We start from the raw sequence: 26,709 nt of genomic DNA on the forward strand, positions 1-26,709 counted from the left end.
TGTTGGATTGACTACTCTCGGTTATATGTCAGAGGTGAGGTCGGTCGTCGATCGAGACGACCTGTTGAGTCAGCGGGTCAGGGAGCAGTGGACCAGTCAACTCGGTCGGCGGCTCGATGTCCTGATCGCCGGGTGTGGATGGCCGGAACCACTCGATCTGGCGCAGGCGGAGGCCAGGGTCATCGGGATCGACGAGGACCTGCCCGCGTTGCGCACGAGCACGTCCGCCCGCAAGGACCTGGACTCGTGGGCGCTGGGCGACCTGCGCTCCGTGCCGGTGCCGCCGCGGGCGTTCGACGTCGTCTACGTGCCGTTCCTGCTTGAGCGGATCGAACACTCCGAGCTGGTGCTCGACCGGCTGCTCACCGGCCTGCGCCCCGGCGGGCTGCTGCTGGTCAGAATGCGCGACCGGGCCTCGGCGTACGGAGCCTGCGACCGGCTGGCACCGTCGAGGCTGCGGCGGATGCTGTGGCGCAGGTTCGTCCCCTCGGGAACGGTGGGCCCGCTGCCCGCCGTCTACGAGCAGATCGCCTCGCGCGAGGGGATGCACTCCTTCTGCCTGGTGCGCGGGCTGATGGTGACCGAGGACATCTCAGCCAGCAGTGGGCCCGCGCTCAACGGACCTCTCGGTAAGCTTGCCCGCGCCGCCTGCTCGGTGGTGGAGGTCCTCTCCAGGGGACGCCGGCCCGCGTCTCACGACGAGATAACCATGGTGATCCGCAAGCCCCAGAGCCATTTCGCCCGGCTGATCTGAGATCCGCCGGAGCGGTGGAGCCGGGGTCACCGGACGGGACGCCCATCCTGAGCAGGCGGGACCGGAAAGTCCGACGATCGGGATTGTGGAGCGGGAGCAGATGACGGCGCCTTTCGAGTGGACCCCCGACGCCCGCGAGCTGGCCGACCTCGAACTGCTGCTCTCCGGCGCCCTCAGCCCGCTGACCGGCTTTCTGAGTTCGGCCGACGCGCACTCCGTGGACGAGCACGGCACGCTCGCCGACGGCACACCGTGGCCCGCGCCGGTCACCCTCACGCTGCCCGACGACCACCCCGCCGCCCCCGGCGACCGGATCACCCTGCGCGATCCCGAGGGCGCGGCACTGGCCGTGCTGACCGTCACCGGGCGCGAGGACGGCTTCGTCGCCGGTCCCGTGGCGGGTCTGGACGCTCCCGAGCACGGGCCGTTCGCCCGGCTCCGCCACACCCCGGCGCGGGTCCGCGAGGAGGTGGGCGAGCAGGAGGCGGTCCTGGCCGTCACCATGCGCGGGCCGCTGGGCGACCTCGGCGAGATCGTGGCGACCGCGAAGGAGCTGAAGGCGTCGATCCTGCTTCTCCCGCTGGCGTACGGCGAGGGTGGGCCCGCGGTGGTCCGCGCCGCGCTCAAGGCCCGTGACGCGCTGCCGGAGGGCACGCTCGTGGCGGTGGTGCCGCTGGCGCCCAGGGAGCCCGCCATCGACCTGGAGCTGCGTGAGCGCGTGGCCGAGGCCTACGGCGCGACCGAGCACCTGGCGGGTCCGGCCCCCGTGACGATCCCCGGGCCCCCACACCGGCGGGGACTGGTGATCTTCTTCACCGGCCTGTCGGGCTCCGGCAAGTCGACCGTCGCCCGGGGGCTGCGCGACGCGCTGCTTGAGCGTGGCAGCCGCACGGTGACCTACCTCGACGGAGACGTGGTGCGCCACCTGTTGTCGGCGGGGCTGACCTTCTCCAAGAAGGATCGCGACCTCAACATCCGCCGCATCGGCTTCGTCGCCGCCGAGGTCGCCAGACACGGTGGCCTGGCGATCTGCGCGCCCATAGCGCCCTACGCCGCCACCCGCGAGGAGGTGCGCGCGATGGTCGAGGCCGTCGGCGCCGACTTCCTGCTGGTCCACGTCTCCACCCCGCTGGCGGAGTGCGAGCGCCGCGACCGCAAGGGGCTCTACGCCAAGGCCCGCGCGGGGCTCATTCCCGAGTTCACCGGCGTCTCCGACCCGTACGAGGAGCCGGACGACGCCGACCTGGAGATCGACACCACGGGCATCAGCGTGGACCGGGCCGTGCACCAGGTGCTCGACCCGCTGATCCAGGGCGGCTGGATCCGCTGACGGATCCCGGCCCCGTGGCCCGCGCCGACGTCAGGATCAGCCCGCGGGAACGGCTGCGTCGAGGTACGGGTCGCGGGCGAGTTCGGCGAAGCTCCGCCGGCCGCCGGGGGTGGTGTCGAAGCGGGTGTCGCCTCGGGGGGCGCGTGGCGAGTCGAAGTAGACCAGGGCTTTGATTCGCGGGTAGTCGCGGATCTCCTCGCGTACCGAGGCGAAGAACCACTCCTTGAACCCGGGCCGGTCGTGGCGCTCGAAGACGCCCCACTCGGCGAGCATGACGGGCTTACCCGGGAAGCGCTCACTCATCCAGCGGTAGAACCCGGACCACCGGGGGAAGTCGGGCCGGGTCTTGTTGACCAGCCCATCGAAGTTGTGCACCCGGTGGTCGACGTAGGGGTCCATCCCCACCCAGTCGACCACGTCGTCACCGGGGTAGAGCCTCTCGAACCAGGGCTCCGACGCCCAGTTGGGCGCCCCCATGTAGGTCATCACGGTGACGGCGTTGGTCACGCCCCCCTGCCGCAGGCGCCGCACCACGTGCCGGAACATCGCCGCGTAGTCGGCCGCGGACATTCCCGCGCCGCGGGCCTCCCGGACGTCGTTCTCCGGCTCGTGGTGGATCGTGAGGAAGAACTTCTCCGGGAAGGTCCGCACGATGTGGGCGGCCAGCCGGTCGATCCGCCCGTCCAACGCCCCGTGCGCGATCTGCTCCCAGGTGTGGTCCAGGGAGGGCTTCCAGTTGATCAGCAGGAGCCTGCGGCCGTCCGGATCGCGGGCGATGGCGCGCTCCGCGGGGGTCGGGAAGAGCTCGTCCCCCCGGTGGTAGACGTGCATGATGTCGGCCGGGCGGCCCATCCGCCGCTCGGCTCTGGCCAGCGCCCGCCCGGGAGGCCTCCCGGTGAAGATCTCCGGTGCGACGCCCCACCAGACGCCACAGGAGGGGACGAGCCTGCCGGTGACCTCGCAGGCGGCCCGTGGACGCTCGCCTGCCGGGCCCGGTACGCGCGCGGGCACCCGGCTCTCCGCTCCCGGTGAGGTGACCGGCGCCTGCCGGGCACCCGCGGCGTCGGAGGTCTTCGAGGCGACAGAGGTCCGGCCGAGCCCGCTCAGCCCCGCTATGCCCACTCCGAGAGTGCCCAGTCCCAGCACCAGGACGACAGCCGAACCGACAATTCTCACCATACGCGGAATTATGTCCATAGTGCCATTTGTCCGATGCACCGGTTCCTCACAGCCGTCGCGCGCACGCATTCTCCGACCATCACCGGGAAACACCTTCCCATCGGCTGGACGTGCCTCGCCTCCGACTTTACCGGTCCATGCCTGAGCTCCGGAACGGCCGGTGGGAAATGTCGGATAAATAGTCGTTATCTTACCGTGATTAGCAGGATCGATGCGAAGAAAATCTTGTGTATCGGTTCGTGGAAATGGGCGGCCGACCTATAGTTCCTAGGGTTCCCAGCGTCTGTTCGCCGGAGAGGCACCCGCGAAACATGAGCCCGTCACCGGACGCCCCCGGCCGCCGCGCAGGCGGAGACCTGGCGGACTACGCGTCGTTCCTCCGCCGCCGATGGCTGATCATCTGCTCTCTGCTCCTCACCGGAGCCGGTGGCGGCGCCGCCCTGCTACGGCTCACCCCGCCCTCCTACACCGCCTCCGCTCAGGTCCTGGTGACCGCCACCGGTTCGCCGGAACAGACCAACCAGGTCACCAACCGCCAGCGCGAACCGCTCAACCTCGACACCGAGGCCCAGGTCGCCCGGTCCGCGGTGGTCGCGGCGAAGGCCCGCGAGCTGTCCGGCGCTCCCGGCTGTCCCGCCGTGGTCTCCGTGCCGCCCAACACCTCGGTCCTGGAGATCTCCTGCACCGCCGCCGACCCGAAGGCGGCCGCCTCGGGCGCGAGCGCCTACGCCCTCGCCTACCTGGCCCAGCGCCGAGAGTCGTCCACCCAGATGCTCACCGCCCAGCTCAAGGCCGTGCTGGTCAAGCTGAGGCAGGTCAACGCGGGCCTCGCCAAGGTCGCCACCACGCTTCCCCTGCTGAGCAGGGGCACCACGGAGCGAGCCCTCGCCCTCCAGCGGCAGGACATCCTCGGCCGCCAGGCCCAAACCCTCACCGCCAGGTACGACGCCCTCAAGACCATCGCCGTCACCCCCGGATCGGTGATCAGCAAGGCGGTGGCACCCACCGCCCCGAGCGCCCCCCGCCCGCCCCTCTACCTGGGCAGCGGCCTCATGGCGGGACTGCTCTGCGGGGTCGGGGTCGCCTGGCTCCGTGACCGCCTCGACACCGCCCTGCGGACCACCGCCGACGTCAGGCGTCTGACCGGTCTCGACGCCCTCGGCGGCGAGGAGATCCGTGGCCTGGCGGGTGCGGTGCTCGTGGTCGCCGTGCCGGGCACCTCCTCGCACGAGGTGAGGAATGCCGTACGGACCCTGAACGACCGCGGAGTCCGCGTGATCGGCGCCTTCGTCGGCGGCGGCGACGCCCCACCCGATCTCCCGTCCGGCCCCGCGCGGCCCCCGCACATCTCGTCCGCGGCACAGCCCGGCGCGGCGCGCCCCAGGAGAGCCGAACGGCCCCTCGCAGGCCTGGCGGGCGGTGACCGGGCCGCACCGGACTCCCCGGACGCCGAAGTCCCGCCCGGGGCACACGGGAACGTCCCATCCGGACGGCAGGCCACGGCCGGGCGGAGGGGACATCGGCTGTGAGGAGGCTGCGTCCGGCCGCCTGGCCGATCGCCGCGCTCCTGGTGGGATATCCACTCTGGTGGGCGCTCGGTTTCGGCGGCCTGTCGGTGGTCGTGGTGGCCCCGGTGATGGCCCTGATCCTGCTGCGGAGGCGGCCGATCAGGGCGCCGCGCGGGTTCGGGCTCTGGCTGCTGCTCCTGGCGGGCTACCTGATCAGCGCGCTGATGCTCGGCGAGATGCCGCCGGGCACCTACGGCGAGTTCGGCGCCGGGCGGCTCGCCGGCTACCTGATACGGCTCTGCCTCTACCTGTCACTGACGATCATGGTGCTCTACCTCGGCAACCTGACGGAGGAGGAGCTGCCCCAGCTCACCCTGGTGCGCATGCTCGGCGCGCTGTTCGTCACGACCGTGGCGGGCGGCCTGCTGGGCGTGTTCGCCCCGCGCGCCGAGTTCACCTCACCGGTCGAGCTGATCCTCCCCGGCTGGATCAGCGGCAACCCCTTCGTTCACAACCTGATCCATCCCACCGCCGCCCAGGTGCAGAAGGTCCTCGGCCACGCCTCCCCCCGCCCGGAGGCGCCTTTCGAGTGGGCCAACGCCTGGGGCGGCAACATCTCGGTGCTGCTCGTCTGGTTCGTGATCGGCTGGTGGGTGTACGGCGGCCCGCGCAGGCGCCTGGCCATGATCCCGCTGACCGCGCTGGCCGCGATCCCCGTGGTCTACTCGCTCAACCGCGGCCTGTGGATAGGGCTCGGCGTCGCCGCCGCGTACGTCCTGGTGCGCCTGGGCACGCGGGCCCGCATCGCGGCCTGCTCGGCTCTGGCCACGGGGACGCTGGTGTTCGCCCTCAGCCCGCTGCAGACGATGGTGGCCCAGCGACTGGACAGCCCGCACAGCAACGACATCCGCGCCTTCACCGTGTCGGCGACCGTCGCCGCCGCGGGCACCTCACCGCTCATCGGCTACGGCAACACCAGAAACGCCACGGGCAACCACCGGACGATCACCACCGGCAGGAGCGGCTGGTGTCCCACCTGCGGCCACCCGCCGCTGGGGAGCGACGGCCAGCTCTGGTACCTGATGATCACGCAGGGCTTCACCGGGGCCGTGCTCTACGTGGCGTTCTTCGCCGGGGCCGTCCGCCGTCACTGGCGCGACCGGAGCCCGATCGGCATGGCGGGGGTTCTCGTGATGATCCTCACCCTGCTCTACATGTTCGTCTACGACGGGCTGTTCACACCGCTCAGCCTGTATCTGATCTCCTTCGCGCTGCTCTGGAGGAACTCGATGGAGAGCACCGCCGCATGAACGACGCGCGCGCCCGGCTGCGCTACCTCGACGAGACCATCGACCTGCTGTTCCCCGGTCCCGGCGCACCGAGGCCCTACACCCTGCTCCCCCACCGGCTGCTCCCCCGCAGGCTGGTCCCCCGCGCCTGGTGGCACCCCGGCGGGAGGCTCATCGTGCCGTCCGGGCAGGACGGCATCGAGAACCACCTGAGCGAGGTGTTCGACACCCCCGTCCGCGTCACGCTGCGCGTGCGCCCCGCCCTGCGTGTCAACCGCAAGCCGATCCTGGAGGCGCGCGGCCCCGACGGGCCGATCGCCTTCGTGAAGATCGGTGACACCGACCTGACCAGGGAGCTCGTCGCGCACGAGGCGCGGACGCTCGACCTGCTCGCCGGCATGCCGCTGAAGACGGTCGTCCCACCCGCCGTACTGCACCACGGATCCTGGCGCGGCCTGTCCGTGCTGGCGCTGACCCCGCTCCCGGTACGGCGGGGACGGATCCCCCGCGGTGTCCTCACCGACGCGATCGCCGAGATCGCCCACATCCCCGCGGAGCCGGTCCCGGCGGAGCGTGCCTTCGGAGTCTCCACTCAGGATGCCGGGACAGAGCCGATCCCTGGGCCGATCTCTGGGCCGATCTCCGGGAGGGGGTTCGCCTGGCACGGTGACCTGACACCCTGGAACATCTCGCGAGGCCCCGACGGGCGGCTGCTGGTCTGGGACTGGGAGCGGTTCGGCACCGGGGTACCGCTCGGCTTCGACGCCGTCCACCACTTCTTCCAGCGGGCCCTGCGCCGCGACGATCCGGCCACCGCGGCCAGAGCCTGTGTGGCGCGGGCCCTGCGGGTCCTGGCCCCGTTCGGGCTGTCGGCCGCCGAATCCAGGCTGACCACCATCCGCTACCTGATCGCGCTCGCCGACCGGCACGCGGCCGACGGCCACGCGCCCCTCGGACCGCCGGAACGCTGGCTCAACCCCGTCGTCGACTCCCAGGAGACCCTGCTTTGAAACCCGCGCTGAGCCGTTCGCTCCATGTGGCCACGGGGGACGCCCGGATCGACCACGCCGACCACGCCGACCACCAGGGGACCCTCCCATGAGACCCGTACTGAAGCGCTCGCTCCACACGGCCACCTGGGGCCTGGGACGCCTCACCTCGGGGAGCCGGGTGCTGCCCTCCTTCCTCATCGTCGGGGCGCAGCGCTGCGGGACCACCTCGCTGTACCGTGCCCTGTCCCAGCACCCGCTCGTCCTCAAACCGGTGCTGCGCAAGGGCGTGCACTACTTCGACATGGCGTACGACCGGGGTCTGTCCTGGTACCGGGCGCACTTTCCGCTGCGGGTGTCGGCCTCCGCGCTGGCACACAGGTACGGTTGCCGGCCCCAGGCCTTCGAGTCGTCGCCCTACTACCTGTTCCATCCCCTGGCCGGTTCCCGTATCGCCCGCGACCTGCCGGGTACCAGGCTGATCGTGCTGGTCCGCGACCCCGTCGAGCGGGCCTACTCCGCGCACGCCCACGAACTGGCCAGGGGGTTCGAGACGGAGCCGTCCTTCGCCAGGGCGGTGGAGCTGGAGGAGGAGCGGCTGGCCGGGGCGGCGCAGGCCCTGTGTGACTCGCCGCACTCGACGAACCTGCCCCACCGCCATCATGCCTATCTGGCCAGGGGCCGCTACGCCGAACAGCTCGCCCGGCTGGAGCCACTGGTCGGCAGGGACCGCCTGCTCGTCATCGACAGCGGCCGGTTCTTCGCCGAACCGGAGCTCGTCTACGACCGCGTGCTGGCCTTCCTCGGGCTGCCGCATCTCGGCGATCCGGTGTTCGAACGGCACAACGCCCGGACCAGACCCGCTCCGATGCCCCGCAGGCTCCGCCGCGAGCTGGCCGGCCGCTTCGAGGAGCAGGACACCCTGCTGACCTCGTGGCTGGGCGGGGAGCCGTCGTGGCGCCGCTGAGCCCCACCCGTCTGGCGGGTCTGACCGGGGCCGCGCGGAGCGGGGTGGCGGGGCTGCTGGGGGCGGGTGCCGGGGCGGCCGCTCAGTTCCTGACCGTCGTACTGGTCGCCAGGGGGGTGGGTCAGGAGACGGCGGGTGTCTTCTTCTCGGCGACCGCCCTGTGCCTGGCGGTCGCCACGGTCCTGCGGCTGGATATGGGGAACGGGCTCGTCTACTTCATCGCCAGGTCCCGTCCTTTCGACTACCGCTGCACCTCCGGCTACGTCCGCGCGGCACTCGTCCCGGTCGCGTCACTCTCGCTGGCGGCCGCCTGTGCGGTCATCCTCAGCACCTCCGACCCCGTGCTGTGGGTGCTGGCGATGGCCCTGCCCGCGGTGACGTGCTCGGGCGTCATGGTGAGCGCGACCCGGGGGTTCGGCTCGATGCGGCCGACCGTGCTGCTGGACGGCGTACTCCAGCCGCTGGCCCAGCTCGCCCTGGTCGGGACCGTGGTGCTCGCGGGCCGCGACTCGGTGCCGCTGCTCGCCGCGGCCTGGGCACTGCCGTACCTGCCGGTGCTGCTGCTGGCCTCTGTCTGGTTGCACCGGCGGCTGCCTCGGACGCCCTACCTGCCGGGCACCGCGCACGACCTGTGGCGCCACACCTGGCCCCGATCGCTGGCGGCTGGAATTCAGGCGGTGTTCCAGCGGCTGGACATCGTGATCGTGGCGTTGCTGGCCGGGCCGGCCGAGGCCGCCGTCTACACCGCCGCCACCCGTTTCAAGATCGTGGGTCAGCTGGCCGGCCAGGGCCTGGCGCAGGCCGGCCAACCGAGGCTGGTGCGGGCCCTGGCCGAAGGCGACCTGCCACGTGCCCGGGAGCTGTACCAGTCGGCCACCGCCTGGCTGGTCCTGCTGACCTGGCCGGTCTGGCTCGGGTACGCGGCACTCGCTCCGTGGCTGCTCAAAGCCGTCTTCGGGGACGGCTACGCCTCCGGTGCACCGGTGGCGATCGTGCTGGCCGCGACGATGGCGCTCGCCACCGCGTGCGGGATGGCCGACGTGGTGCTGACCGCCGCCGGGCACACCGGCGCCAGCCTGACCAACCTGGCCGCCGCCGTCGCCACGACCGTGCTGCTCGACCTGCTGCTGATCCCCTCCCTGGGCTCGCTCGGCGCCGCCCTCGGCTGGGCGGGGGGCACGGCGGTCAAGAACCTGCTGCCGCTCTGGCACATCCACCGCCGGTACGGCCTGCGGCCCTTCGGCGCGCACAGCCTGGCCGCCCTGAGCCCGTGGCGGGCCTCCTGATGGGCACCGCGCCCCCCGTGCTGGTCACCGGGCTGCCCAGGACCGGAACGAGCTGGACGGGCAGGATGCTCGCGGCGAGCGGGGAACTGGTCTACGTCAACGAACCGCTCAACCCCGAGCACCCGCCTGGCGGCTCCCCGGGCGTCCTCGACTCCGTGGTCGACCACCGCTTCCAGTACATCTGCCCCGACAACGAGCTGGGCTGGCTGCCCGCCTTCACCCGTACCGTCGCGCTGCGCTACGGGTTCCGGGCCGAACTGCGCCGCAACCGCTCACCGTACGACCTGGCGCGGATGGTCCGGTACGGCACCGCGTTCACGCTGGGGCGGCTGGGCGGTCGCCGGGCGCTGCTGGACGACCCGTTCGCGCTGTTCTCCGCCGGATGGTTCGCCGACCGGCTCGGGTGCCGGGTGATCATCCTGCTCCGCGACCCGGTGGCTTTCGTCGGTAGCTGGCAGCGGCTCGGCTGGACCGTCTACTTCCACGAACTACTCGAACAGCCACTGCTGATGCGCGACCAGCCCCACCTGGAGGCGCTGCGCCCGCTGGTCGGCTCCCAGGACCGCATCGCCAAGGCCGTGGCCCTGTGGCGGACGGCCGGGATCACCGCCACCGACCTGGCCGAGCGGCATCCTCAGATAACCCTGGCCCGCTACGAGGACCTGGCCCGCGACCCGCTGACGGAGTTTCGCCGCCTGTACGAATGGGCGGACCTGACATGGTCGGCCCGCGCCGAGAAGCGCGTCCGCCACGCGTGCACCGCCGCGTCCGGCACGAGTAGCGGCGGCTTCGCCTGGAGCGGCCTGTCCCGCACGGCCTACCGGCCGATGGACTCGCGCCGCGCCCTCGCCGAGGCCGACGCCAGGCTGAGCCCGCAGGAGGCCCTCCGGGTCAGGGAGCTGGCCTCCTGACGGACGACGGTCTTCTCAGGAGAAGAGACCGCGAAGGAGGGAGACCGCGAGGAGCCTGAGGGCGTACGGCAGGTCGTGGACCAGATAGCGGCGAGCCAGCCTGCCCGGCTCCCGGGTCAGCCGGAAGAGCCACTCCAGGCCGCCGCGGCGCATCCACGCCGGAGCCCGCCGGACGGTGCCCGCGGCGAAGGCGATCGCCGAGCCACAGCCGACGAACCAGGTGCCCGGCAGGTCCCGGCGGAGCGAGGCGATGAGCCGCTCCTGCTTGGGGAAGCCGAGCCCGACGAAGACCAGCCGGGGTGCCGCGGCGATCACGGCGTCGCGTACCCGGGCATAGCTCTCCGGATCGTCCTCGAACCCGTACGGCGGGGCGTCGACTCCGGCGATCATCAGCTTCGGGTGGCGGCCCACCAGCTCGCGGGCCGCCTGCACGGTCGCGCCCGCGGGGCCGCCCAGCAGGTACACGGGGTGGTGGTAGAAGGCGGCGGCCTCCGACAGGGACCAGATCAGGTCGGCACCGGCGACCCGGCCGGGCAGGGGGGTGCCGAGCAGTCTCGCCGCCCACACCAACGGCATGCCGTCCGCCACCGCGAGGTCGGCGCCTTCGACGAACCCGCGGGCCCGCTCGTCGCGGGCGACGATCCGGCTGATGTCGATGTTCGGGGTGACAAGGTGGCCGCCCTCACCGCGTTTCAGCGCGGCGACCACGTGGTCGACCACCTCGCCCTCGGTCATCGGATCGATCGCGACGCCCGCCACCCGCACGCGCCTGCGCAGGCGTCTGCGGGTGGCCTTGTCCGGCCTGGGCCGCCGGCGGGAGGCGACCTGCGCCGCCCCCCGCCTGGCGGCCGGCGTCCCGGCCCGCCCGGCGACGGCGGGCAGGCCGGGCACCGGACCGTACCCGGTGGTCGCGGACCGGTGGTCGGTGACGGGCGGGATCGACATCACGGCGTGAACGGCCTTGCCCGTCGCGGAGGGGCCGATCTGCGGGTCGTAGCGAGATGACGCCGGAGGATGCCCGGTGGTCTGCCCCAGCACGGTGGGAACCACCGGCAGACCGTAGCGGACGGACGCGCGCGGACGATCGGCGGCCCGCGCCGGCTCCGACGGGGCGACGAGCAGATCATGGCGAGCGATCATTGACGGGCGCTCGGCGCCCTGCCCCGGCAGGAGCGGGGCGGCCTGCGCGCCGTGGCGCGCGAGCACCGGCAGGCGTTCGACGGCCTGACCGGCCGAGGGCGGGGTGACCTGCGGGCCATAGCGGACCGTCACGCGCGGATGTTCGGTAATAGGCGCCATCAGATGCCGTGCCCTCGGTGGTGCAGGACGCTGAGCAGGGCCCGCGCGGGGACCAGGCCGGCCGCCACCGCGAGCGCGATGGGTGCCCGGGGCTCGCCGTGGCGGGCGGTGAACGCCCGCCAGGCCCAGCGGCCCGCCTCCCGCCGCTGGCCGAGGGCCGCGTGGTGGAAGGCGAGCTGACCGTAGACCCGCGCCGCGCCGCGCGGATCCACGGCCAGATCAGGGTGCCGGGCGAGCATCCACTGCAGCCCGGCGATCCGGTCGGCCCAGCGGGCCACGTACGAGGAGCCCCCCCAGCGCACCCGGACCAGAGGCCGGTCGACGTGCACGATGGGGTGCTGGGCGGCGGCGCGCAGCGCCAGGTCCCAGTCCTCGTTCTGGCCCTTGGGGGCGCTCTCGTCCACCCAGAGCCCGCCGCGCCGGAACACGAACGTCGAGGAGTGCACCATCACCATGCGCGAGCGCACCAGGTGGCGGTAGGTGACGCGACTGGTCCCCGCCAGGCGGGGAATGCGGCGCGAACCGTACTCGACCTCGATGGCACAACTGGAGAAGCGGGCGTCCGGCTCCGCCTCAAGCGCGGCGACCTGGGCGGCGACCTTGCCGGGCAGCCACTGGTCGTCGTCGTCGCAGAAGGCGACAAGATCGGTACCGAGGGCCGCGATGCCGGTGTTGCGGGCACCGGGCAGGCCCGGGGTGAGCCGATTGGCCATCACCCGTACTCCCCGCGAGGGCGCCCCACGCCGGCCGGGTGTCAGTGCCCTGCTGGCCAGGAGGTCGGCCACCTGGTCGGCGACCCAGGCCGGATCTCCGCCGTCCACGACCACCACCACCTCGACGGGGCCGGAGTGGTCCTGGCCGAGCACCGCGAGCGTGGCCGCGCGCAGCTGGTCGGGCCGGTGCCCCCTGGTGGGGATGACGACACCCACCGATGTGTTCACACGAGCCTCCTGTGATAACCGTACTTGATCATGAGCGGCCAGGTCAGCGCGGTGACCAGGCGCAGCTGCCGGGACCCTGCGGCGGCACGCCAGCTGTCGTCCCTGGTCAGCTCGGTGCGGCCGACCGTGAAGCGAACGGGGTTGCCCGAGGCGGTGTGCGCCGTCGAGAGCTCCGCCCAGTTGCCCGAGAGGAAGTCGAGGCGACAGGAGAGGCCGATCCCGGCGACCAGGCGCCTGAGCGTTTCGGCGGGGGCGCCGAGCAGGTCCTCATAGCGGACCTGGGTGACCGGGATGCCCCTGCGGGCGAGGAGTCCGAGGCTGAGGTTCTCGCTCAACCAGTGCAGCGAGGTGCGGGAGGGTGACCAGTGGGTCATCGGACGCCCGTCCTCCGGACGCTCGACCCGCCTGCGCCAGGAGTGCGCGACCGCGCGGGGATCGCGGACCACGTGCACGACGTGGACGTCGACCCCGGCCGCCGCCAGGCAGAAGGCCAGCGAGGCGTGCTTGCTTGAGTCGATCACGACCGGGCAGTCGGCGACCTCCCCTGCCGCGTCGTACAGATCGCGGTGGACGGCGACATACTCGTCCAGCTCGGCGGTGCCGGGTGTCGGCCACCTGCCGTTACCCGCCCGCTCCTCGGCCAGCATCCTGGCCAGGGCCGGGATGCGCCGGGTGCGGTCGACACGGGCCCTGAGCGCGATCATCCGGTGGGCCAGGTCCGCGGACCAGCCTCCGAACGCGCGCATCCCGACCTTGTCCCAGAAGGGGCATGTCCCGAAGGGCTCTCCGCATCCGCAGGCCTCGTCCGCGAGCACGCTCCTGGCCCAGAGGTGGACGACCTCGCCGAGCGGCACGATGCCGGGGACCTCCCCGAGCAGGCGCTCCAGCAGCGTGGTCCCGCTGCGGCCGAGGCCGCCCAGGAAGACCACCCGAGCAGGTGACGGACTATCAGACACAGGCACGAATCCTTACCCGACGGATACGGAACGTGCCGAGGCTAGCGCGGAGCGTAACGGAGAGGTCAGAGAACGGACAAAGGATCTACCCAGCGGATGACCTCCGCACGCGAGGCGGCCATGGCCGACGCCCCTCGGATCGGGCGGACCGGACTCGGACGGGCAGGCCGACGGCGCCGGGAACGGCTCGGCCGAGTTCTTGCTTCACATTTTTCCGGGGTGGCCTGATGCCGTGACCGAGCCGAACGATCTCGATGAGCGCCCCCGTTCCGGACCGGTCCGGGACGGGGGCGCTCATCACCGGTCAGGGCCAGTCGGAGCAGGAGAACCAGTAGTTGGCCTGGCTCGACACCCCTCTGTACGGTTCGTCGATCTCAAGGCGCCACTGGCCCGTCTCCCCATGCCGGGAGATGGGCACCGTCCACTGCTTGGGCACGTCAACCGTGCCCGCGGAGTTGATCGTCAGCGAGGTCCACGGGTCGCTGAGCGGCAGCGGGAAACGGCTTGCAACTGACTGTGAAGAGGGCGGCCGGCCCGAAAACGCCGAACCGCCCACGGCCCGTACCGGGTCTCTCCCCTCACGTACGGGGAAGGAGAGCCTCGGCGACGGGCGCGGGCGGCGGGTGCCGGAAAGGGCCTATCTGGCGTCGACGATCATTCCGGCGCCGACGGTGTTGTTGGTGGCCTCGTCCACGAGAATGAAGCCGCCGGTGAGGCGGTTGCGGGCGTAGTCGTCCACGAACAGGGGCTGGGTGACGCGGAGCGAGACGCGTCCGATCTCGTTGAGACCGAGCGAGGAGGCGGCCTCGTCCCGGTGCAGGGTGTTGACGTCCAGCCGGTAGTGCAGGTCCTTGACCAGGACGCGGGCCGTACGGGTGGTGTGCTTGATGGTCAGCTTGGCGCGCGGGGCCAGCTTGCTGGAATCCGCCATCCAGCAGATCATCGCCTCCAACTCCTGGGAGACGTGCGGCTGGTTGTTCGGGCGGCAGATCATGTCGCCGCGCGAGATGTCGATGTCGTCCTCCAGCCGGAGGGTCACCGACATCGGCGGGAACGCCTCGTCGACCGGTCCGTCGAAGGTGTCGATCGACGCGATGCGCGTGGCCAGGCCCGAAGGCAGGTGCATGACCTCGTCCCCCGGCTTCAGCACGCCTCCGGCGACCTGGCCGGCGTAGCCTCGGTAGTCGTGGAAGGCCGGGTCGGTGGCCCGCTGCGGGCGGATGACGTACTGCACGGGGAAGCGCACGTCGACCAGGTTGCGGTCGGAGGCGATGTGCACGTGCTCCAGGTGGTGCAGCAGCGAGGACCCGTTGTACCAGGGGGTGTTCTCCGAGCGTGCCACCACGTTGTCACCGTGCAGCGCCGAGATCGGGATGAATGTCAGGTCCGGCGCGTTCAGCTTGGAGGCGAAGGCGGTGAACTCCTCGCGGATCTCCTCGAACCGCTCCTGCGAGTAGTCGACCAGGTCCATCTTGTTGACGGCCAGGACCAGGTGCGGCACCCGCAGCAGCGTGGTGAGGAAGGCGTGCCGCCGCGACTGCTCCAGCACGCCCTTGCGCGCGTCGATCAGGACGATCGCCAGGTCGGCGGTGGAGGCACCGGTGACCATGTTGCGGGTGTACTGGATGTGCCCGGGGGTGTCGGCGATGATGAACTTGCGCTTGGGAGTGGCGAAGTAGCGGTAGGCCACGTCGATGGTGATGCCCTGCTCCCGCTCGGCCCGCAGGCCGTCGGTGAGGAGTGACAGGTCGGTGTACTCGGTGCCGCGGTCACGGGAGGTGCGCTCGACGGCCTCCAGCTGGTCCTCGAAGATCGCCTTGGAGTCGAAGAGCAACCGCCCGATGAGCGTCGACTTTCCGTCGTCGACGCTTCCCGCCGTGGCAAAGCGAAGGATGTCCATCAGAGGTGCTCTCCAGAGGTCGTACGGCTTGCGGCGCGGGACCGCGCGGGAAGAAGGGAGACGGGAGGGTGGGTGAGCACTAGAAGTAGCCCTCCCGCTTGCGGTCCTCCATGGACGCCTCGGAGGCGCGGTCGTCGGCGCGGGTGGCGCCGCGCTCGGTGATCCGGCTCACCGCGATCTCCTCGATGATCGCCTCGACCGTCGCGGCACCCGACTGGACCGCGCCGGTGCAGGTCACGTCGCCGACCGTGCGGTAACGGACCGTCATCTCCTGGAGCGGCTCGTCCTCGTCGCGGATGATGAACTCACTGTCGGCCAGCAGCATGCCGTCGCGCTCGAACACCTTGCGGGTGTGGGCGTAGTAGATCGAGGGAATCTCGATGCCCTCGCGCCGGATGTAGTCCCAGATGTCGAGCTCGGTCCAGTTGGACAGCGGGAACACCCGGATGTGCTCGCCCTTGCGGATTCTGGCGTTGTAGAGGTTCCACAGCTCGGGACGCTGGTTCTTGGGGTCCCACTGACCGAAGTCGTCACGGAAGGAGAACACCCGCTCCTTGGCGCGGGCCTTCTCCTCGTCGCGGCGGGCACCGCCGAACACGGCGTCGTACTCGTTCTCCTCGATCGCGTCCAGCAGCGTCGTGGTCTGCAGCCGGTTGCGCGAGGCCCTGCGGCCGGTCTCCTCGACGACGCGCCCGGCGTCGATGGAGTCCTGGACGCTGGCGACAACCAGGCGCGCACCCAGCTGCGCGGCGCGGCGGTCCCGGAACTCGATGACCTCTGTGAAGTTGTGGCCGGTGTCGACGTGCATCAGCGGGAAGGGAATCGGCGCGGGCCAGAACGCCTTCTCCGCGATGCGGAGCATGACGATGGAGTCCTTACCGCCGGAGAAGAGCAGACAGGGACGCTCGAACTCGGCCGCGACCTCACGCATGATGTGGATGGCCTCTGCCTCGAGGACGTCGAGCTGCGACGTGGTGTAGTCGCGCTGAAGCATCAAACTCTCCTAGCGGGGATTAGCGGTGCAGATCCCGGATTCCAGCGAGCAACGTCGGCGCCAGTCCCGGTAGGGATACAAGGATATCCGGCAATGAGGGGTCGGGCTGGTTGTAGGCCAGCTGCGAGCCGTCGATACGGCTGGCGTGGGCTCCCGCGGCGAGGGCCACCGCGACGGGCGCGGCGGAGTCCCACTCGTACTGGCCTCCGGCGTGCACGTAGGCCTCGACCGCTCCGGTGAGCACGGCGGAGATCTTGGCACCCGCCGACCCGATCGGTACCAGGTCCGCGCCGACGAGAGCCGCCAGTTTCTGGACGAACTCCGGCGGTCGGGTCCTGCTGACCGCGATCCGCGGCCTGGCGCCCGCCTCGGGGGCGGGCCACACCGGAGGTTCGACGGTGGAGAGCGTACGGCCCTGGGCCGGTAGCGCGACGGCACCGGCCGTCAGCCTGCCACGCTCCCAGAGCGCCACGTGGACCGCCCAGTCCTCACGGCCCTCCTCGGCGAACTCTCGGGTGCCGTCCAGCGGGTCGACGATCCAGACCCGCTCGGCACGGAGCCTGCGCGGGTCAAGACGCTCCTCGCTGGTCGCCTCCTCGGACAGCACGCTGTCGTCCGGGCGCAGCCGCGCCAGAGCCTCCATCAGGAACAGGTGAGAGGCGATGTCACCCTCCTTGCGCAGCTCGGAGGGGTTGTCGAAACCCCGCTCCGCGCGCAGGGCCGCCAGCTTCTCGCCGGCCGTCGTCGCCAACTCCGCGGCGAGTATGTGATCGTCGCGAACGGTCATCAGTATGCTCCAGCTCCTCGCGCGACAGCCGACCAGGTCTTCCACAGGATCTGCAGGTCCAGCATGAGGGACCAGCTCTCCACGTAACGCAGGTCCAACCGTACCGATTCCTCCCAGGACAGGTCAGAGCGACCGCTCACCTGCCACAGACCGGTCATGCCCGGTTTGACCAGCAACCGACGGCGGACATCGTCACCGTACCCGGCCACCTCCTCCGGTAGTGGCGGCCGGGGGCCCACCAGGGACATGTGTCCCAGCAGCACGTTGATCAGCTGGGGCAGCTCGTCCAGCGAATGCCGGCGCAGCCGGGCACCCAGCGGGGTCACCCTCGGATCGTTCTTGATCTTGAAGAGCGGGCCCCGTCCGTCACTGGACAGGGTGATCTTCCGGCGCTCGGCGTCGGCGCGCATGGTCCGGAACTTGTAGATCGTGAACTCCGCGCCGTCGCGGCCCACCCTCGTCTGCCGGAAGAACGCCGGCCCGGGCCCGGAGGCCCGCACGGCCGCCGCCACCCCCACCAGCAGCGGGAGCAGCACCGCCAGCAGCACCCCGGCGCCGATCCGGTCGAACAGGTTCTTGACCACCTGGCGCAGGCCGGAGATCTCGGGGTGGTCCACGTGCAGCAGCGGCAGCCCCGCCGCCGGACGGATGGTGATCCTCGGCCCGGCCACCTCCATCAGCGCGGGGGCCACGACCAGGTCCGTGTCGGTCTTCTCCAGCCGCCAGGCCAGTCGCCGCAGCGCCACCCCGTCCATCTCCGGGCAGGCGAGCACGGCCACGGTGTCGGCGTGGACCTGCCCGACCGCGAGCGCGACGTCGGAGAAGTCGCCGAGAACCGGCACGCCCTCCACATCGCCCGTCCCGTCGCGCGGGGCGCAGGCCCCGACGACCTCCATGCCGTGGTAACGCTCCCGGCGGAACCCGCGGACCAACTCGGCGATCGCCACCCGGTGGCCCACCGCCACCACTCGCCGCATGCACCTGCCCCGGGCCCGCCTGCGATGCAGGGAGCGGCGCAGCCCGTAGCGCGCCAGGAGGGTGAGCAGCGTCGTCAGCGGGAGTGCCAGCACCACGTAACCGCGGGCCACCTCGGTCTTGGTGAGGTAGGCGCCGACGGCGAGGGCGGCGGTGAGCATGAAGCCGCACTGGAGGATCCGCTGGAACTCCTCCGAGCCCAGGCCGATGAGCCGCGGCTCGTAGGCGCGGTTCAGCGCGACCACGCAGACCCAGACGACGGGCAGGGCGGCACTCAGCATGACGTACGGGAAAACGTAGGCGGTAACCTCGCCGAATCGAACGAGCAGCGCGAGGGCTCCGGCCAGGGCGGCGCAGACGGTGTCGGCGGCGAGGGCCATCGCGCGGTGCCCCCGTACCCAGTCCGGCATCTGACGGCGCGAGACCGGCACGACTCCGGCTCCGGACCCGGCTCCGGATACGGCCTGGACTGCGGTCACGTCGCGCACGCGCTCCCCCTGCGTAACCGTTCACGGACAGACAGTTACGTAATGGTAGCGGCGGCAAGAGAGGCCCGAAGGTTGAAGACCGAAACGTACATCTCTGTGGATGTCGAGGCCGATGGCCCCATTCCGGGGCCGTATTCGATGGTCAGCTTTGGTATGACGGTGGCCGGGCGGATGACCGGAAAGGTCTTCGAACCGGTTGATCCGCAGACCCGTACGTTCTACGTGGAGCTGCGGCCGATCAGCGACGACCATGTGCCCGAGGCGCTCGCGGTGAGCGGGCTGGACCGGGAGACACTGATCCGCGAGGGCCGCGACCCGGCCGAGGCGATGCGGGAGGCCGCCGCGTGGATCCGTGACGCGTGCGGGAACAGCACACCGGTGCTGGCGGCCTACCCGCTCCCCTACGACTGGATGTGGATTTATTGGTACTTCATGCGATTCGCTGGTGCCTCACCGTTCGGGCACTCGCGCTGCATCGACATGAAGACGCTGTACGCGGCCAAGGCGGGCGTGCCGATCGGCTGGGCGACCAAACGGCAGATGCCCAAGCACCTGCTCTCCCAGCGGCCGCACACGCACAACGCCCTCGACGACGCCATCGAACAGGCCGAACTCCTCCAGAACCTGATGACCTTCGACTGACCAAGCCACCATCAACCCACGAGGCCGCGCCGGCGAGTCGCCCCAGGAAGGATCATGAGGACGAGCCCACGCTCGGTCCCCGAGGGACCACCGTGAGGCCGCGCCGGGGACTGGACCGAGGAGAGCGGGGTTGCGAGGAACGAGCGGCCCCGGTCGACGAGGGAAGGAGCCGGACAAGAGCGGCCGAACCGCGACGCGTCAGCGTCGCCGGCAACTCGCGAGGAACGAGCGGCCCCGGTCGACGAGGGAAGGAGCCGGACAAGAGCGGCCGAACCGCGACACGCAGCGTCGCAATTAACACAGCGTCGCAATTAACGCGGCGGGCCTGAGATGTTCAGGTCGCCGGCGTGGAAGGCGTTCTGGGTCGGCTCCAGGCCGACCCTGATCAGCGACTCCACCACGTCGGCCGCACGGTCGACCAGGAACCCGAGATCCTTGCGCTCGGCGGTGGCGAAGTCACGCAGGACATAGGTCGCGGCGTCCATCCGGCCCGGTGGGCGGCCGATGCCGAACCGGACCCGCAGGTAGTCCTTGGTAGCCAGTGACTTGGTGATCGACTTCAGCCCGTTGTGGCCGTTGTCGCCGCCGCCCAGCTTGGCCCTCAGCGCGCCGTACGGGATGTCCAGCTCGTCGTGGACCACGATCACGCGGGCCGGGTCGACCTTGTAGAAGTCGGCCAGGGCCTTGACCGGTCCGCCGGACAGGTTCATGAAGGACAGCGGCTTGGCCAGCACCGCGGGGACACCCGCCAGGCGGCCCTCCAGCACCTCCGAGCGCGACTTGTGCGCCTTGAACCGCCCACCGGCGCGCGCGGCCAGCTCGTCCAGGACCATGAACCCCGCGTTGTGCCGGTTTCCTACGTACTCCGGCCCGGGGTTTCCCAGGCCCACGACCAACCAGCGGTCCACGATCGGCATCCCCTTCATACGCGCGTCAGGGCGGCCCGGGAACGGGCCGCCCTGACAGATCTAGCAGAGAAAACTACTCGGCGCTCTCGGCACCCTCGCCCTCGGCCGGAGCGGCCTCGGCGGCCTCGCCCTCGGCCGTCGGCTCGGCGGTCGGGGCCGCGGAGATGATCAGAACCAGCGCCTCAGGGTCGGCGGCGAGGGTCGTGCCCTTGGGCAGCTTCAGGTCGGCGGCGGTGATCTGGGTGCCGACCTCCAGGCCCTCGACGTCGACCTCGACACCCTCGGGGATGTGGGTGGCCTCGGTCTCGACCGAGACGGAGACGAGCTGCTGGTCGAGGATGCCGTCGGCGACCTCGCCGGTCACGACGACGGGAATGTCGACGGTGACCTTCTCGCCACGCCTGACGAGCAGAAGGTCGACGTGCTCAAGGAAACCCTTGATCGGGTCACGCTGGACGCCCTTGGGCAGCGCGAGCTCGTCGACCGCGCCCTCAAGGCGGATCAGCACGTTCGGCGTACGCAGGGCGAGCAGCAGCTCGTGACCCGGCAGGGACAGGTGCCTCGGCTCGGAGCCGTGTCCGTAGAGGACGACGGGGACCTTGTTCTCGCGACGGACCTTGCGGGCGGCGCCCTTGCCGAACTTGTCGCGGAGCTCGGTGGTGATTACCACTTCGGACATGGCTGATCTCCTAGGGATCTCGAGATTCGGAAGATGCGTTCCCCCTCACCCGCCCTAGCGGAAGGCGTTACGAACGCAACTTGACAAGCCTATCGTGTTGCTGGAGACGTTAACGCGTCGCGGTCGAGGCTGGACCGACCATTCCCCCGAGGTGGCCGCACAGTTCCGTGTCGAACACCCTCGTCGACTTCCTTACCGGGACGGCCCGTGAGGCCGCGCCGACGACTGGACCGAGGAGAGCGGGCCGTGAGGCCGCGCCGGGGACTGGACCGAGGAGAGCGGGGTTGCGAGGAACGAGCGACCCCGCTCGACGAGGGAAGGAGCCGGATCCCAGCGGCCGAACCGCGACGCGCCAGCGTCGCCGACAACTCGCGAGGAACGAGCGACCTCCCTCGACGAGGGAAGGAGCCGGACAAGAGCGGCCTCACCGCGACACGTCAGCGTCGCAAATGACACAGTTAGCTGTCGCCTTCGAAGAGGCTGGTCACCGAGCCGTCGCTGAAGACCTCGTTGATCGCGCGGGCGATCAGCGGGGCGATCGACAGGACCGTGAGCTTGTCGAACCTCTTGTCCTCGGGGAGCGGCAACGTGTTGGTGACGATGACCTCGGAGACCCTGGAGTTCTTCAGCCTGTCGACCGCGGGGTCGGAGAAGACCGCGTGGGTGGCCGCCACGACCACGTTGGTGGCGCCCTGCTCGTAGAGGGCGTCGGCCGCCTTGCAGATCGTGCCCGCGGTGTCGATCATGTCGTCGATCAGCACACAGGTCCGGCCCTTCACCCGGCCGACGACCTCGCTCACCTTCACCTGGTTGGCCACGTCGAGGTCGCGGCGCTTGTGGATGAAGGCCAGCGGGGTGCCCAGCGTGTCGGCCCAGCGCTCCGAGAGCCGCACCCGCCCGGTGTCGGGCGAGACGATCGTGGTCGTGTCCAGGTCGAGCTTGTCCTTGAGGTAGTTGACCAGGACGGGCATGGCGAACAGGTGGTCCACCGGGCCGTCGAAGAAACCCTGGATCTGGGAGGTGTGCAGGTCGATCGACATCAGCCGGTCGGCGCCGGCCGTCTTGAACATGTCGGCCATCAGGCGGGCGGTGATGGGCTCGCGGCCCCGGCCCTTCTTGTCCTGGCGGGCGTAGCCGTAGAACGGCATGATCACGGTGATCCGCTTGGCGGAGGCGCGCTTGAGCGCGTCCACCATGATCAGCTGCTCCATGATCCACTGGTTGATCGGTCCGGTGTGGCTCTGCATGACGAACGCGTCACAGCCACGGACCGACTCCTGATAGCGGGCGTAGATCTCCCCGTTGGCGAAGTCGCGCAGCGTGGTCGGTGCCGCGTCGACTCCGAGGTGACTCGCCACCTCGTCCGCCAGCTCCGGATGCGCCCGCCCGGAGAAGAACATCAGGTTCTTCTCGCCGGTCTTCTTGATGCCGCTCATGCCGTCCCCCCCGCCGGAGAGCACATCGATGCCCGCGCGATGCCGCGCCCACCGGGCCGCTCGCTCCGCTCAATCACGTCTGGCTCCCCTGCTGTTTCCCCGACTCGGCGGCTTTCAGCGCCGCCTGAGCCGATCTGGTGCCCGCGCGCCTGCGCACGACCCACCCTTCGATATTGCGTTGCCGCCCGCGGGCCACCCCGATGCTCCCTGCCGGGACATCTCCGTCGATGACCGAACCCGCGGCCGTATATGCGCCGTCGCCGATGTTGACCGGCGCGACGAGCATGGTGTCGCATCCGACGAAGGCGTGCTCGCCCACCGTCGTGTGATGCTTGTTGACCCCGTCATAGTTGACGAAGATCGCCGAGGCGCCGATGTTGGCGCCCGCGCCGATCGTCGCGTCACCCACATAGCTCAGGTGCGGCACCTTCGCACCCTCTCCGACCTGGGCGTTCTTCATCTCGACGTACGTTCCGGCCTTGGCCTTGCGCGCCAGCACGGTGCCGGGGCGCAAGTAGGCGTACGGCCCGACCAGGGCCTCGGGGCCGATCACGGCCTCGGTACAGACGGCGTTGCGCACCAGCGCCCCCGCACCGACGACGGTGTCGGTCAGCGTGCTGGCCGGACCGACCTCGGCGCCCTCGGCGATCGCCGTACGGCCGTGCAGCTGGGTACCGGGGTGGATCACCACGTCCCGTTCGAGGGTGACGTCCACATCGATCCAGGTACTGGCAGGGTCGACCACGGTCACCCCGGCCCGCATGTGCGTCTCCAGCAGGCGCGCGTTGAGAACCCGGCGGGCGAAGGCGAGCTGTACGCGGTCGTTGACGCCCTCCACCTCCACGTAGTCGGCCGCGATGTGGGCGCCGACCCGGTGGCCGTCCTGACGCAGGATCGCCAGGACGTCCGTGAGGTACTCCTCACCCTGGGCGTTGGAGGTGGACACCCGCTTGACCGCGTCGCCCAGCAGGGACCCGTCGAAGGCGTAGACGCCGGAGTTCATCTCCTTGATCGCCCGTTGCGCGGGGTCGGCGTCCTTCTCCTCGACGATCTCCAGGACCGCCCCCGAGTCGTCGCGGACGATCCGGCCGTAGCCATACGGGTCGGGCACCTCGGCCGTCAGCACGGTGACGGCGTTGCCGTCCTCGCCGTGCCGTTCGAGCAGGACCGCGAGGGTCTCGGTGCGCAGCAGCGGCGTGTCGCCATAGGTCACCAGGACGGTGCCGCTGATGGCACCCACCGTCTCCAGGACGGTACGGACGGCGTGACCGGTGCCCTTCTGCTCGGCCTGTACAACGACCTGCGCGTCGGGGCCGGTGTCGGCCAGGTGCGCCTGGACCCGCTCCCGTTCGTGGCCGATGACAACGATGAGCCGCTCGGGTTCGAGCCCTCTTGCGGCGGCGAGCATATGGTCGACCAGGGTACGGCCGCACAGTTCATGAAGGATCTTTGGTGTTCTCGACTTCATCCGGGTGCCCTCGCCTGCGGCAAGGACAATGACGGCGGCCGGGCGCGGCACACTCACGGACGAGGCTCCCTCGGCGTCGCGGCTGAGACATGACGGAGCACGACGACGGACATCCACCCACAGGGCATGGCACCGTCACCTGCTCGACAACGTGAGGATACCTTCCCGTCCGGGAACCCACCCAGCCGACTAGCCGAGCCAATAAAGCAGACATAAAAGACGGCTCCGGCACCAGGACTCGAACCTGGACAACAAGGACCAAAACCTTGCGGGCTGCCAATTACCCAATGCCGGATCGGCCAGACAACGGAGACGACCCCCGTACGCCTGGCACCCCTACGATACAGAGCCCGCGGTGCCGAACGCGCGCCGTTTGGGAGCCATCCTGCCCGCGAAGTAGGGCAGTCCCGGCAACGAGCCCGGGGAACCCGTCGTTTGGCAGGTCAGACGCGGGTAGAACAGATTAGGAAGCCGCTGCGGCACCAGCCCCAGCGGGCCGTCTTTCACACACTTGGTGCTTAGGGATTCCTAACTTACGATGGCGTAGGTTACGGTGGCGTAGCCACACGTGAATCCTTGCCTTTTCCGAGCCACCGCGAGGTAGCGCATGACCGTCATCGAAGAACGCCCTGCTCCGGGCCCCAAACCCGACGTAGACCCAGAGCCGAAAACACTGCCCGAGATCATCACCTTCGGGGTGGTCGTCGGTGCCCCGCTGATCGCCCTGGCCACGGCCATCCCGTTCGCCTGGGGCTGGGGACTCGGCTGGTCCGACATCGCGATCGCGGCGGTCTTCTACGTGGTCACCGGACTGGGTGTCACCGTCGGCCTGCACCGCCACTTCACGCACGGCTCGTTCAAGGCCAAGCGCCCGTTGAAGATCGCGCTGGGCATCGCGGGCAGCCTCTCGATGGAGATGTCGGTGCTCGACTGGGTGGCCACCCATCGCAAGCACCACAAGTTCTCCGACAAGGAGGGCGACCCGCACTCGCCGTGGCGCTTCGGCACCGGCTTCGTGGCCGTGTCCAAGGGCCTGCTCTGGGCGCACATGGGCTGGCTGTTCGAGGCCGATCGGGCCAACCGCGAGAAGTACGCCCCCGACCTGGTCAAGGACCCGGACATCATCAAGCTGCACAAGTTCTTCCCGGTCCTGGCGATCACCACGATGGTCATGCCCGCCCTGCTGGGTGGCCTGCTGACCTGGTCGTGGTGGGGCATGGCCACCGGTTTCTTCTGGGGCACGCTGGTCCGGATCGGCCTGCTGCACCACGTGACCTGGTCGATCAACTCCATCTGCCACGTCTTCGGCGAGGAGGCCTTCGAATCACGCGACAAGTCCCGCAACGTGTGGTGGCTGGCCATCCCCTCCTTCGGCGAGTCCTGGCACAACCTGCACCACTCCGACCCCACCTGCGCCCGGCACGGCGTGCTGAAGGGGCAGATCGACCTCAGCGCGGGTGTCATCCGCTGGTTCGAGAAGGCCGGCTGGGCCCACGACGTCCGCTGGCCCACCCCCGAACGCCTGGCCGCCAAACGCATCACCGCCTGACCCGCCCTCCAGCACCCCCTTTCTCTCCCCCGGGGCCGTGTTCCCTCCCCGGGGACCCTCATGAGGCCACCCACCCCAGAAAGCACCCTGGGGACATGCCCCATGCCTCCCCTTGGGGGACTCCCCCGTGAGGCCACCCACCCCAGAAAGCACCCCGGGGACGTGCCCCGTGCCTCCCCTTGGGGACTCCCCGTGAGGCCGCGCCGGCGACTGGACTGAGGAGAGGAAGGTTGCGAGGAACGAGCGACCTTCCTCGACGAGGGAAGGAGCCGGGTAAGAGCGGCCGAACCGTGACGCGTTAGCGTCGCCAGTAACACGTCGCGATCAACACCCCGGAGCAGCATTATTAGTACCGTGAGCGAACCCCGACGGCGGATGTCAGGTAAGGAACGCCGGGAACAGCTGATCCAGATCAGCAGGACCCTGTTCGCGGAGAAAGGGTTCGACGGCACATCGGTCGAGGAGATCGCGGCGACCGCCAACGTCTCCAAGCCTGTGGTCTACGAGCACTTCGGCGGCAAGGAGGGCGTGTACGCGGTCGTCATCGACCGGGAGATGCAGAAGCTGTTGATCATGGTTACCGAGGCCCTGTCCGCCTCACACTCGCTGATCAAGCTGGAGCGGGCGGCCCTGGCCCTGCTGGCCTACGTGGAGGAGAACAGCGAGGGTTTCCGCATCCTCGTTCGCGACTCGCACGCCGCCTCGGGGACCGGCACGTTCGCCAGCCTGATCAACGACATCGCCAGCCAGGTCGAGGACGTCATGGTCGACGAGTTCGTCGAACGAGGCTATGACCCGAAGCTGGCCCCCATGTACGCCCAGATGCTGGTCGGCATGGTCGCGCTGACCGGCCAGTGGTGGCTGGACGTGCGCAGACCGTCGCGCGAGGAGGTCGCCGCCCATCTGGTCAACCTGGCCTGGAACGGTCTGACCGGGCTGGACCCGAGTCCTCGGCTCACCGCCTCCTCTCGTGGCCTGGGGCAGCGGCTGACCCAGGCGCACCAGCGCCCGGTCGACGCCGGCCACCATCCACCGGGATCGCGCCCGCAACCCCGCCCCGCCGAGCCGTCACCACACCCGGTGGCATCGCGACCGCCCGCGCCCCAGCCGCCCGCGCCCCCGACCGACAAGGAGCTCCGGGAGCTGGAGAAGGCACGCGAGCGGGCGCAGAAGGAACAGGAGAAGCTGCGCGAGCGCGAACAACGCGAGGCCGAGAAGCTGGCCAAGGAGCAGGAGAAGGCACGGCTCCGCGAGGAGAAGGCCCGCGAGCGGGAGCAGCGGGAGCAGGAGCGGGCCCGCGAGCGGGAGCTGAAGGAGCTGGAGAAGGCGATGCTCCGTGAGGCCAAGGCCGCCGAGCGCGAGGCCGTCAAGCGAGCGAAAGTCGTTGATGAAGAGCAGGAAAAGCTTGAGCCAAGTGAGTAAACAACAACGCCCGTTGAGCCGAAATTAACGTTCCGTTCAACAAAAGCGGGCA

At 70.3% G+C, this 26,709-nt stretch carries 24 protein-coding genes and 1 tRNA gene; 11 read left to right on the top strand and 14 right to left on the bottom strand.

Annotated elements, in window-relative coordinates:
• The first annotated feature begins 25 nt into the window (after positions 1–25).
• Positions 26–754 carry a class I SAM-dependent methyltransferase gene (locus tag IG98_RS0113640; protein ID WP_030911017.1) on the top strand — a complete coding sequence of 243 codons (729 nt, stop codon included), beginning with the start codon at positions 26–28 and terminating at the stop codon, positions 752–754.
• Positions 755–854: 100 nt separating this feature from the next.
• Positions 855–2,084, top strand: a complete 1,230-nt coding sequence (gene cysC / locus IG98_RS0113645; RefSeq protein ID WP_030911019.1) for an adenylyl-sulfate kinase — start codon at positions 855–857, stop codon at positions 2,082–2,084.
• A 36-nt stretch (positions 2,085–2,120) separates the two neighbouring features.
• Here the strand turns inward: cysC and IG98_RS0113650 are convergent, their stop codons facing one another.
• Positions 2,121–3,263: a glycoside hydrolase family 26 protein gene (locus IG98_RS0113650; RefSeq protein ID WP_157594310.1), complete on the bottom strand. Its 1,143-nt coding sequence runs from the start codon at positions 3,261–3,263 to the stop codon at positions 2,121–2,123.
• A gap of 311 nt (positions 3,264–3,574) precedes the next feature.
• On the opposite strand from IG98_RS0113650, the gene IG98_RS0113655 reads away from it, so the two are divergent.
• The 6 genes from IG98_RS0113655 (at position 3,575) to IG98_RS0113680 (ending at position 10,213) form a co-directional block, all read left to right on the top strand.
• Complete coding sequence (locus IG98_RS0113655) at positions 3,575–4,792, top strand: YveK family protein (RefSeq protein ID WP_030911023.1); 1,218 nt, start codon at positions 3,575–3,577, stop codon at positions 4,790–4,792.
• Positions 4,789–6,081 (top strand): O-antigen ligase family protein, encoded by a 1,293-nt coding sequence (locus IG98_RS0113660; RefSeq protein WP_030911024.1) that lies wholly within the window; start codon positions 4,789–4,791, stop codon positions 6,079–6,081. The genes IG98_RS0113655 and IG98_RS0113660 overlap by 4 nt, the downstream gene beginning before the upstream one ends.
• Positions 6,078–7,070, top strand: a complete 993-nt coding sequence (locus tag IG98_RS0113665) for a hypothetical protein (RefSeq protein ID WP_030911025.1) — start codon at positions 6,078–6,080, stop codon at positions 7,068–7,070. The genes IG98_RS0113660 and IG98_RS0113665 overlap by 4 nt, the downstream gene beginning before the upstream one ends.
• A gap of 88 nt (positions 7,071–7,158) precedes the next feature.
• On the top strand, positions 7,159–8,016 hold the full coding sequence (locus tag IG98_RS0113670) for a sulfotransferase domain-containing protein (protein WP_030911026.1): 858 nt from the start codon (positions 7,159–7,161) through the stop codon (positions 8,014–8,016).
• Positions 8,004–9,302: a lipopolysaccharide biosynthesis protein gene (locus tag IG98_RS0113675; protein WP_037970171.1), complete on the top strand. Its 1,299-nt coding sequence runs from the start codon at positions 8,004–8,006 to the stop codon at positions 9,300–9,302. The genes IG98_RS0113670 and IG98_RS0113675 overlap by 13 nt, the downstream gene beginning before the upstream one ends.
• Entirely contained in the window at positions 9,287–10,213 is a 927-nt protein-coding gene (locus IG98_RS0113680; RefSeq protein ID WP_245651540.1) for a sulfotransferase, read from the top strand. The genes IG98_RS0113675 and IG98_RS0113680 overlap by 16 nt, the downstream gene beginning before the upstream one ends.
• 15 nt (positions 10,214–10,228) lie before the next feature.
• Here the strand turns inward: IG98_RS0113680 and IG98_RS0113685 are convergent, their stop codons facing one another.
• From IG98_RS0113685 to IG98_RS0113720, 8 genes are all read right to left on the bottom strand, one after another.
• Positions 10,229–11,485 carry a WecB/TagA/CpsF family glycosyltransferase gene (locus tag IG98_RS0113685; protein WP_245651541.1) on the bottom strand — a complete coding sequence of 419 codons (1,257 nt, stop codon included), beginning with the start codon at positions 11,483–11,485 and terminating at the stop codon, positions 10,229–10,231.
• A gap of 26 nt (positions 11,486–11,511) precedes the next feature.
• On the bottom strand, positions 11,512–12,453 hold the full coding sequence (locus IG98_RS0113690) for a glycosyltransferase family 2 protein (protein ID WP_030911032.1): 942 nt from the start codon (positions 12,451–12,453) through the stop codon (positions 11,512–11,514).
• A complete protein-coding gene (locus IG98_RS0113695; RefSeq protein ID WP_030911034.1) occupies positions 12,450–13,409 on the bottom strand; it encodes a sulfotransferase family protein in 960 nt (319 codons plus the stop codon). The genes IG98_RS0113690 and IG98_RS0113695 overlap by 4 nt, the downstream gene beginning before the upstream one ends.
• A gap of 304 nt (positions 13,410–13,713) precedes the next feature.
• Positions 13,714–13,845 (bottom strand): hypothetical protein, encoded by a 132-nt coding sequence (locus tag IG98_RS54255; protein ID WP_281178475.1) that lies wholly within the window; start codon positions 13,843–13,845, stop codon positions 13,714–13,716.
• A 201-nt stretch (positions 13,846–14,046) separates the two neighbouring features.
• On the bottom strand, positions 14,047–15,309 hold the full coding sequence (cysN, locus tag IG98_RS0113705; RefSeq protein WP_030911036.1) for a sulfate adenylyltransferase subunit CysN: 1,263 nt from the start codon (positions 15,307–15,309) through the stop codon (positions 14,047–14,049).
• 79 nt (positions 15,310–15,388) lie between these two features.
• On the bottom strand, positions 15,389–16,303 hold the full coding sequence (cysD, locus tag IG98_RS0113710) for a sulfate adenylyltransferase subunit CysD (RefSeq protein WP_030911038.1): 915 nt from the start codon (positions 16,301–16,303) through the stop codon (positions 15,389–15,391).
• 19 nt (positions 16,304–16,322) lie between these two features.
• Complete coding sequence (locus tag IG98_RS0113715) at positions 16,323–17,090, bottom strand: 3'(2'),5'-bisphosphate nucleotidase CysQ (RefSeq protein WP_030911041.1); 768 nt, start codon at positions 17,088–17,090, stop codon at positions 16,323–16,325.
• Complete coding sequence (locus IG98_RS0113720) at positions 17,090–18,475, bottom strand: sugar transferase (protein ID WP_030911043.1); 1,386 nt, start codon at positions 18,473–18,475, stop codon at positions 17,090–17,092. The genes IG98_RS0113715 and IG98_RS0113720 overlap by 1 nt, the downstream gene beginning before the upstream one ends.
• A gap of 249 nt (positions 18,476–18,724) precedes the next feature.
• Between IG98_RS0113720 and IG98_RS0113725 the strand changes: the two genes are divergently transcribed.
• Positions 18,725–19,195 (top strand): 3'-5' exoribonuclease domain-containing protein, encoded by a 471-nt coding sequence (locus tag IG98_RS0113725; RefSeq protein ID WP_245651542.1) that lies wholly within the window; start codon positions 18,725–18,727, stop codon positions 19,193–19,195.
• Positions 19,196–19,506: 311 nt separating this feature from the next.
• Here IG98_RS0113725 and pth read toward each other — a convergent pair whose 3' ends face one another.
• The 5 genes from pth to IG98_RS0113750 form a co-directional block, all read right to left on the bottom strand.
• A complete protein-coding gene (gene pth, locus IG98_RS0113730; protein WP_157594312.1) occupies positions 19,507–20,112 on the bottom strand; it encodes an aminoacyl-tRNA hydrolase in 606 nt (201 codons plus the stop codon).
• 64 nt (positions 20,113–20,176) lie between these two features.
• Entirely contained in the window at positions 20,177–20,782 is a 606-nt protein-coding gene (locus tag IG98_RS0113735) for a 50S ribosomal protein L25/general stress protein Ctc (RefSeq protein ID WP_030911049.1), read from the bottom strand.
• Positions 20,783–21,240: 458 nt separating this feature from the next.
• A complete protein-coding gene (locus IG98_RS0113740) occupies positions 21,241–22,218 on the bottom strand; it encodes a ribose-phosphate diphosphokinase (protein ID WP_030911051.1) in 978 nt (325 codons plus the stop codon).
• A gap of 73 nt (positions 22,219–22,291) precedes the next feature.
• Complete coding sequence (gene glmU / locus IG98_RS0113745) at positions 22,292–23,743, bottom strand: bifunctional UDP-N-acetylglucosamine diphosphorylase/glucosamine-1-phosphate N-acetyltransferase GlmU (RefSeq protein WP_030911054.1); 1,452 nt, start codon at positions 23,741–23,743, stop codon at positions 22,292–22,294.
• A gap of 166 nt (positions 23,744–23,909) precedes the next feature.
• A tRNA-Gln gene (locus IG98_RS0113750) sits at positions 23,910–23,981 on the bottom strand.
• A 312-nt stretch (positions 23,982–24,293) separates the two neighbouring features.
• Between IG98_RS0113750 and IG98_RS0113755 the strand changes: the two genes are divergently transcribed.
• Positions 24,294–25,235, top strand: coding sequence for an acyl-CoA desaturase (locus tag IG98_RS0113755; RefSeq protein ID WP_030911056.1), 942 nt, complete (start codon positions 24,294–24,296; stop codon positions 25,233–25,235).
• Between the two features lie 354 nt (positions 25,236–25,589).
• Positions 25,590–26,657, top strand: a complete 1,068-nt coding sequence (locus IG98_RS44810; protein WP_245651543.1) for a TetR/AcrR family transcriptional regulator — start codon at positions 25,590–25,592, stop codon at positions 26,655–26,657.
• The last annotated feature ends 52 nt before the right edge of the window (positions 26,658–26,709 follow it).

It is taken from the genome of Streptosporangium amethystogenes, assembly GCF_000721075.1.
In the GTDB taxonomy this organism is placed as follows: domain Bacteria; phylum Actinomycetota; class Actinomycetes; order Streptosporangiales; family Streptosporangiaceae; genus Streptosporangium; species Streptosporangium amethystogenes.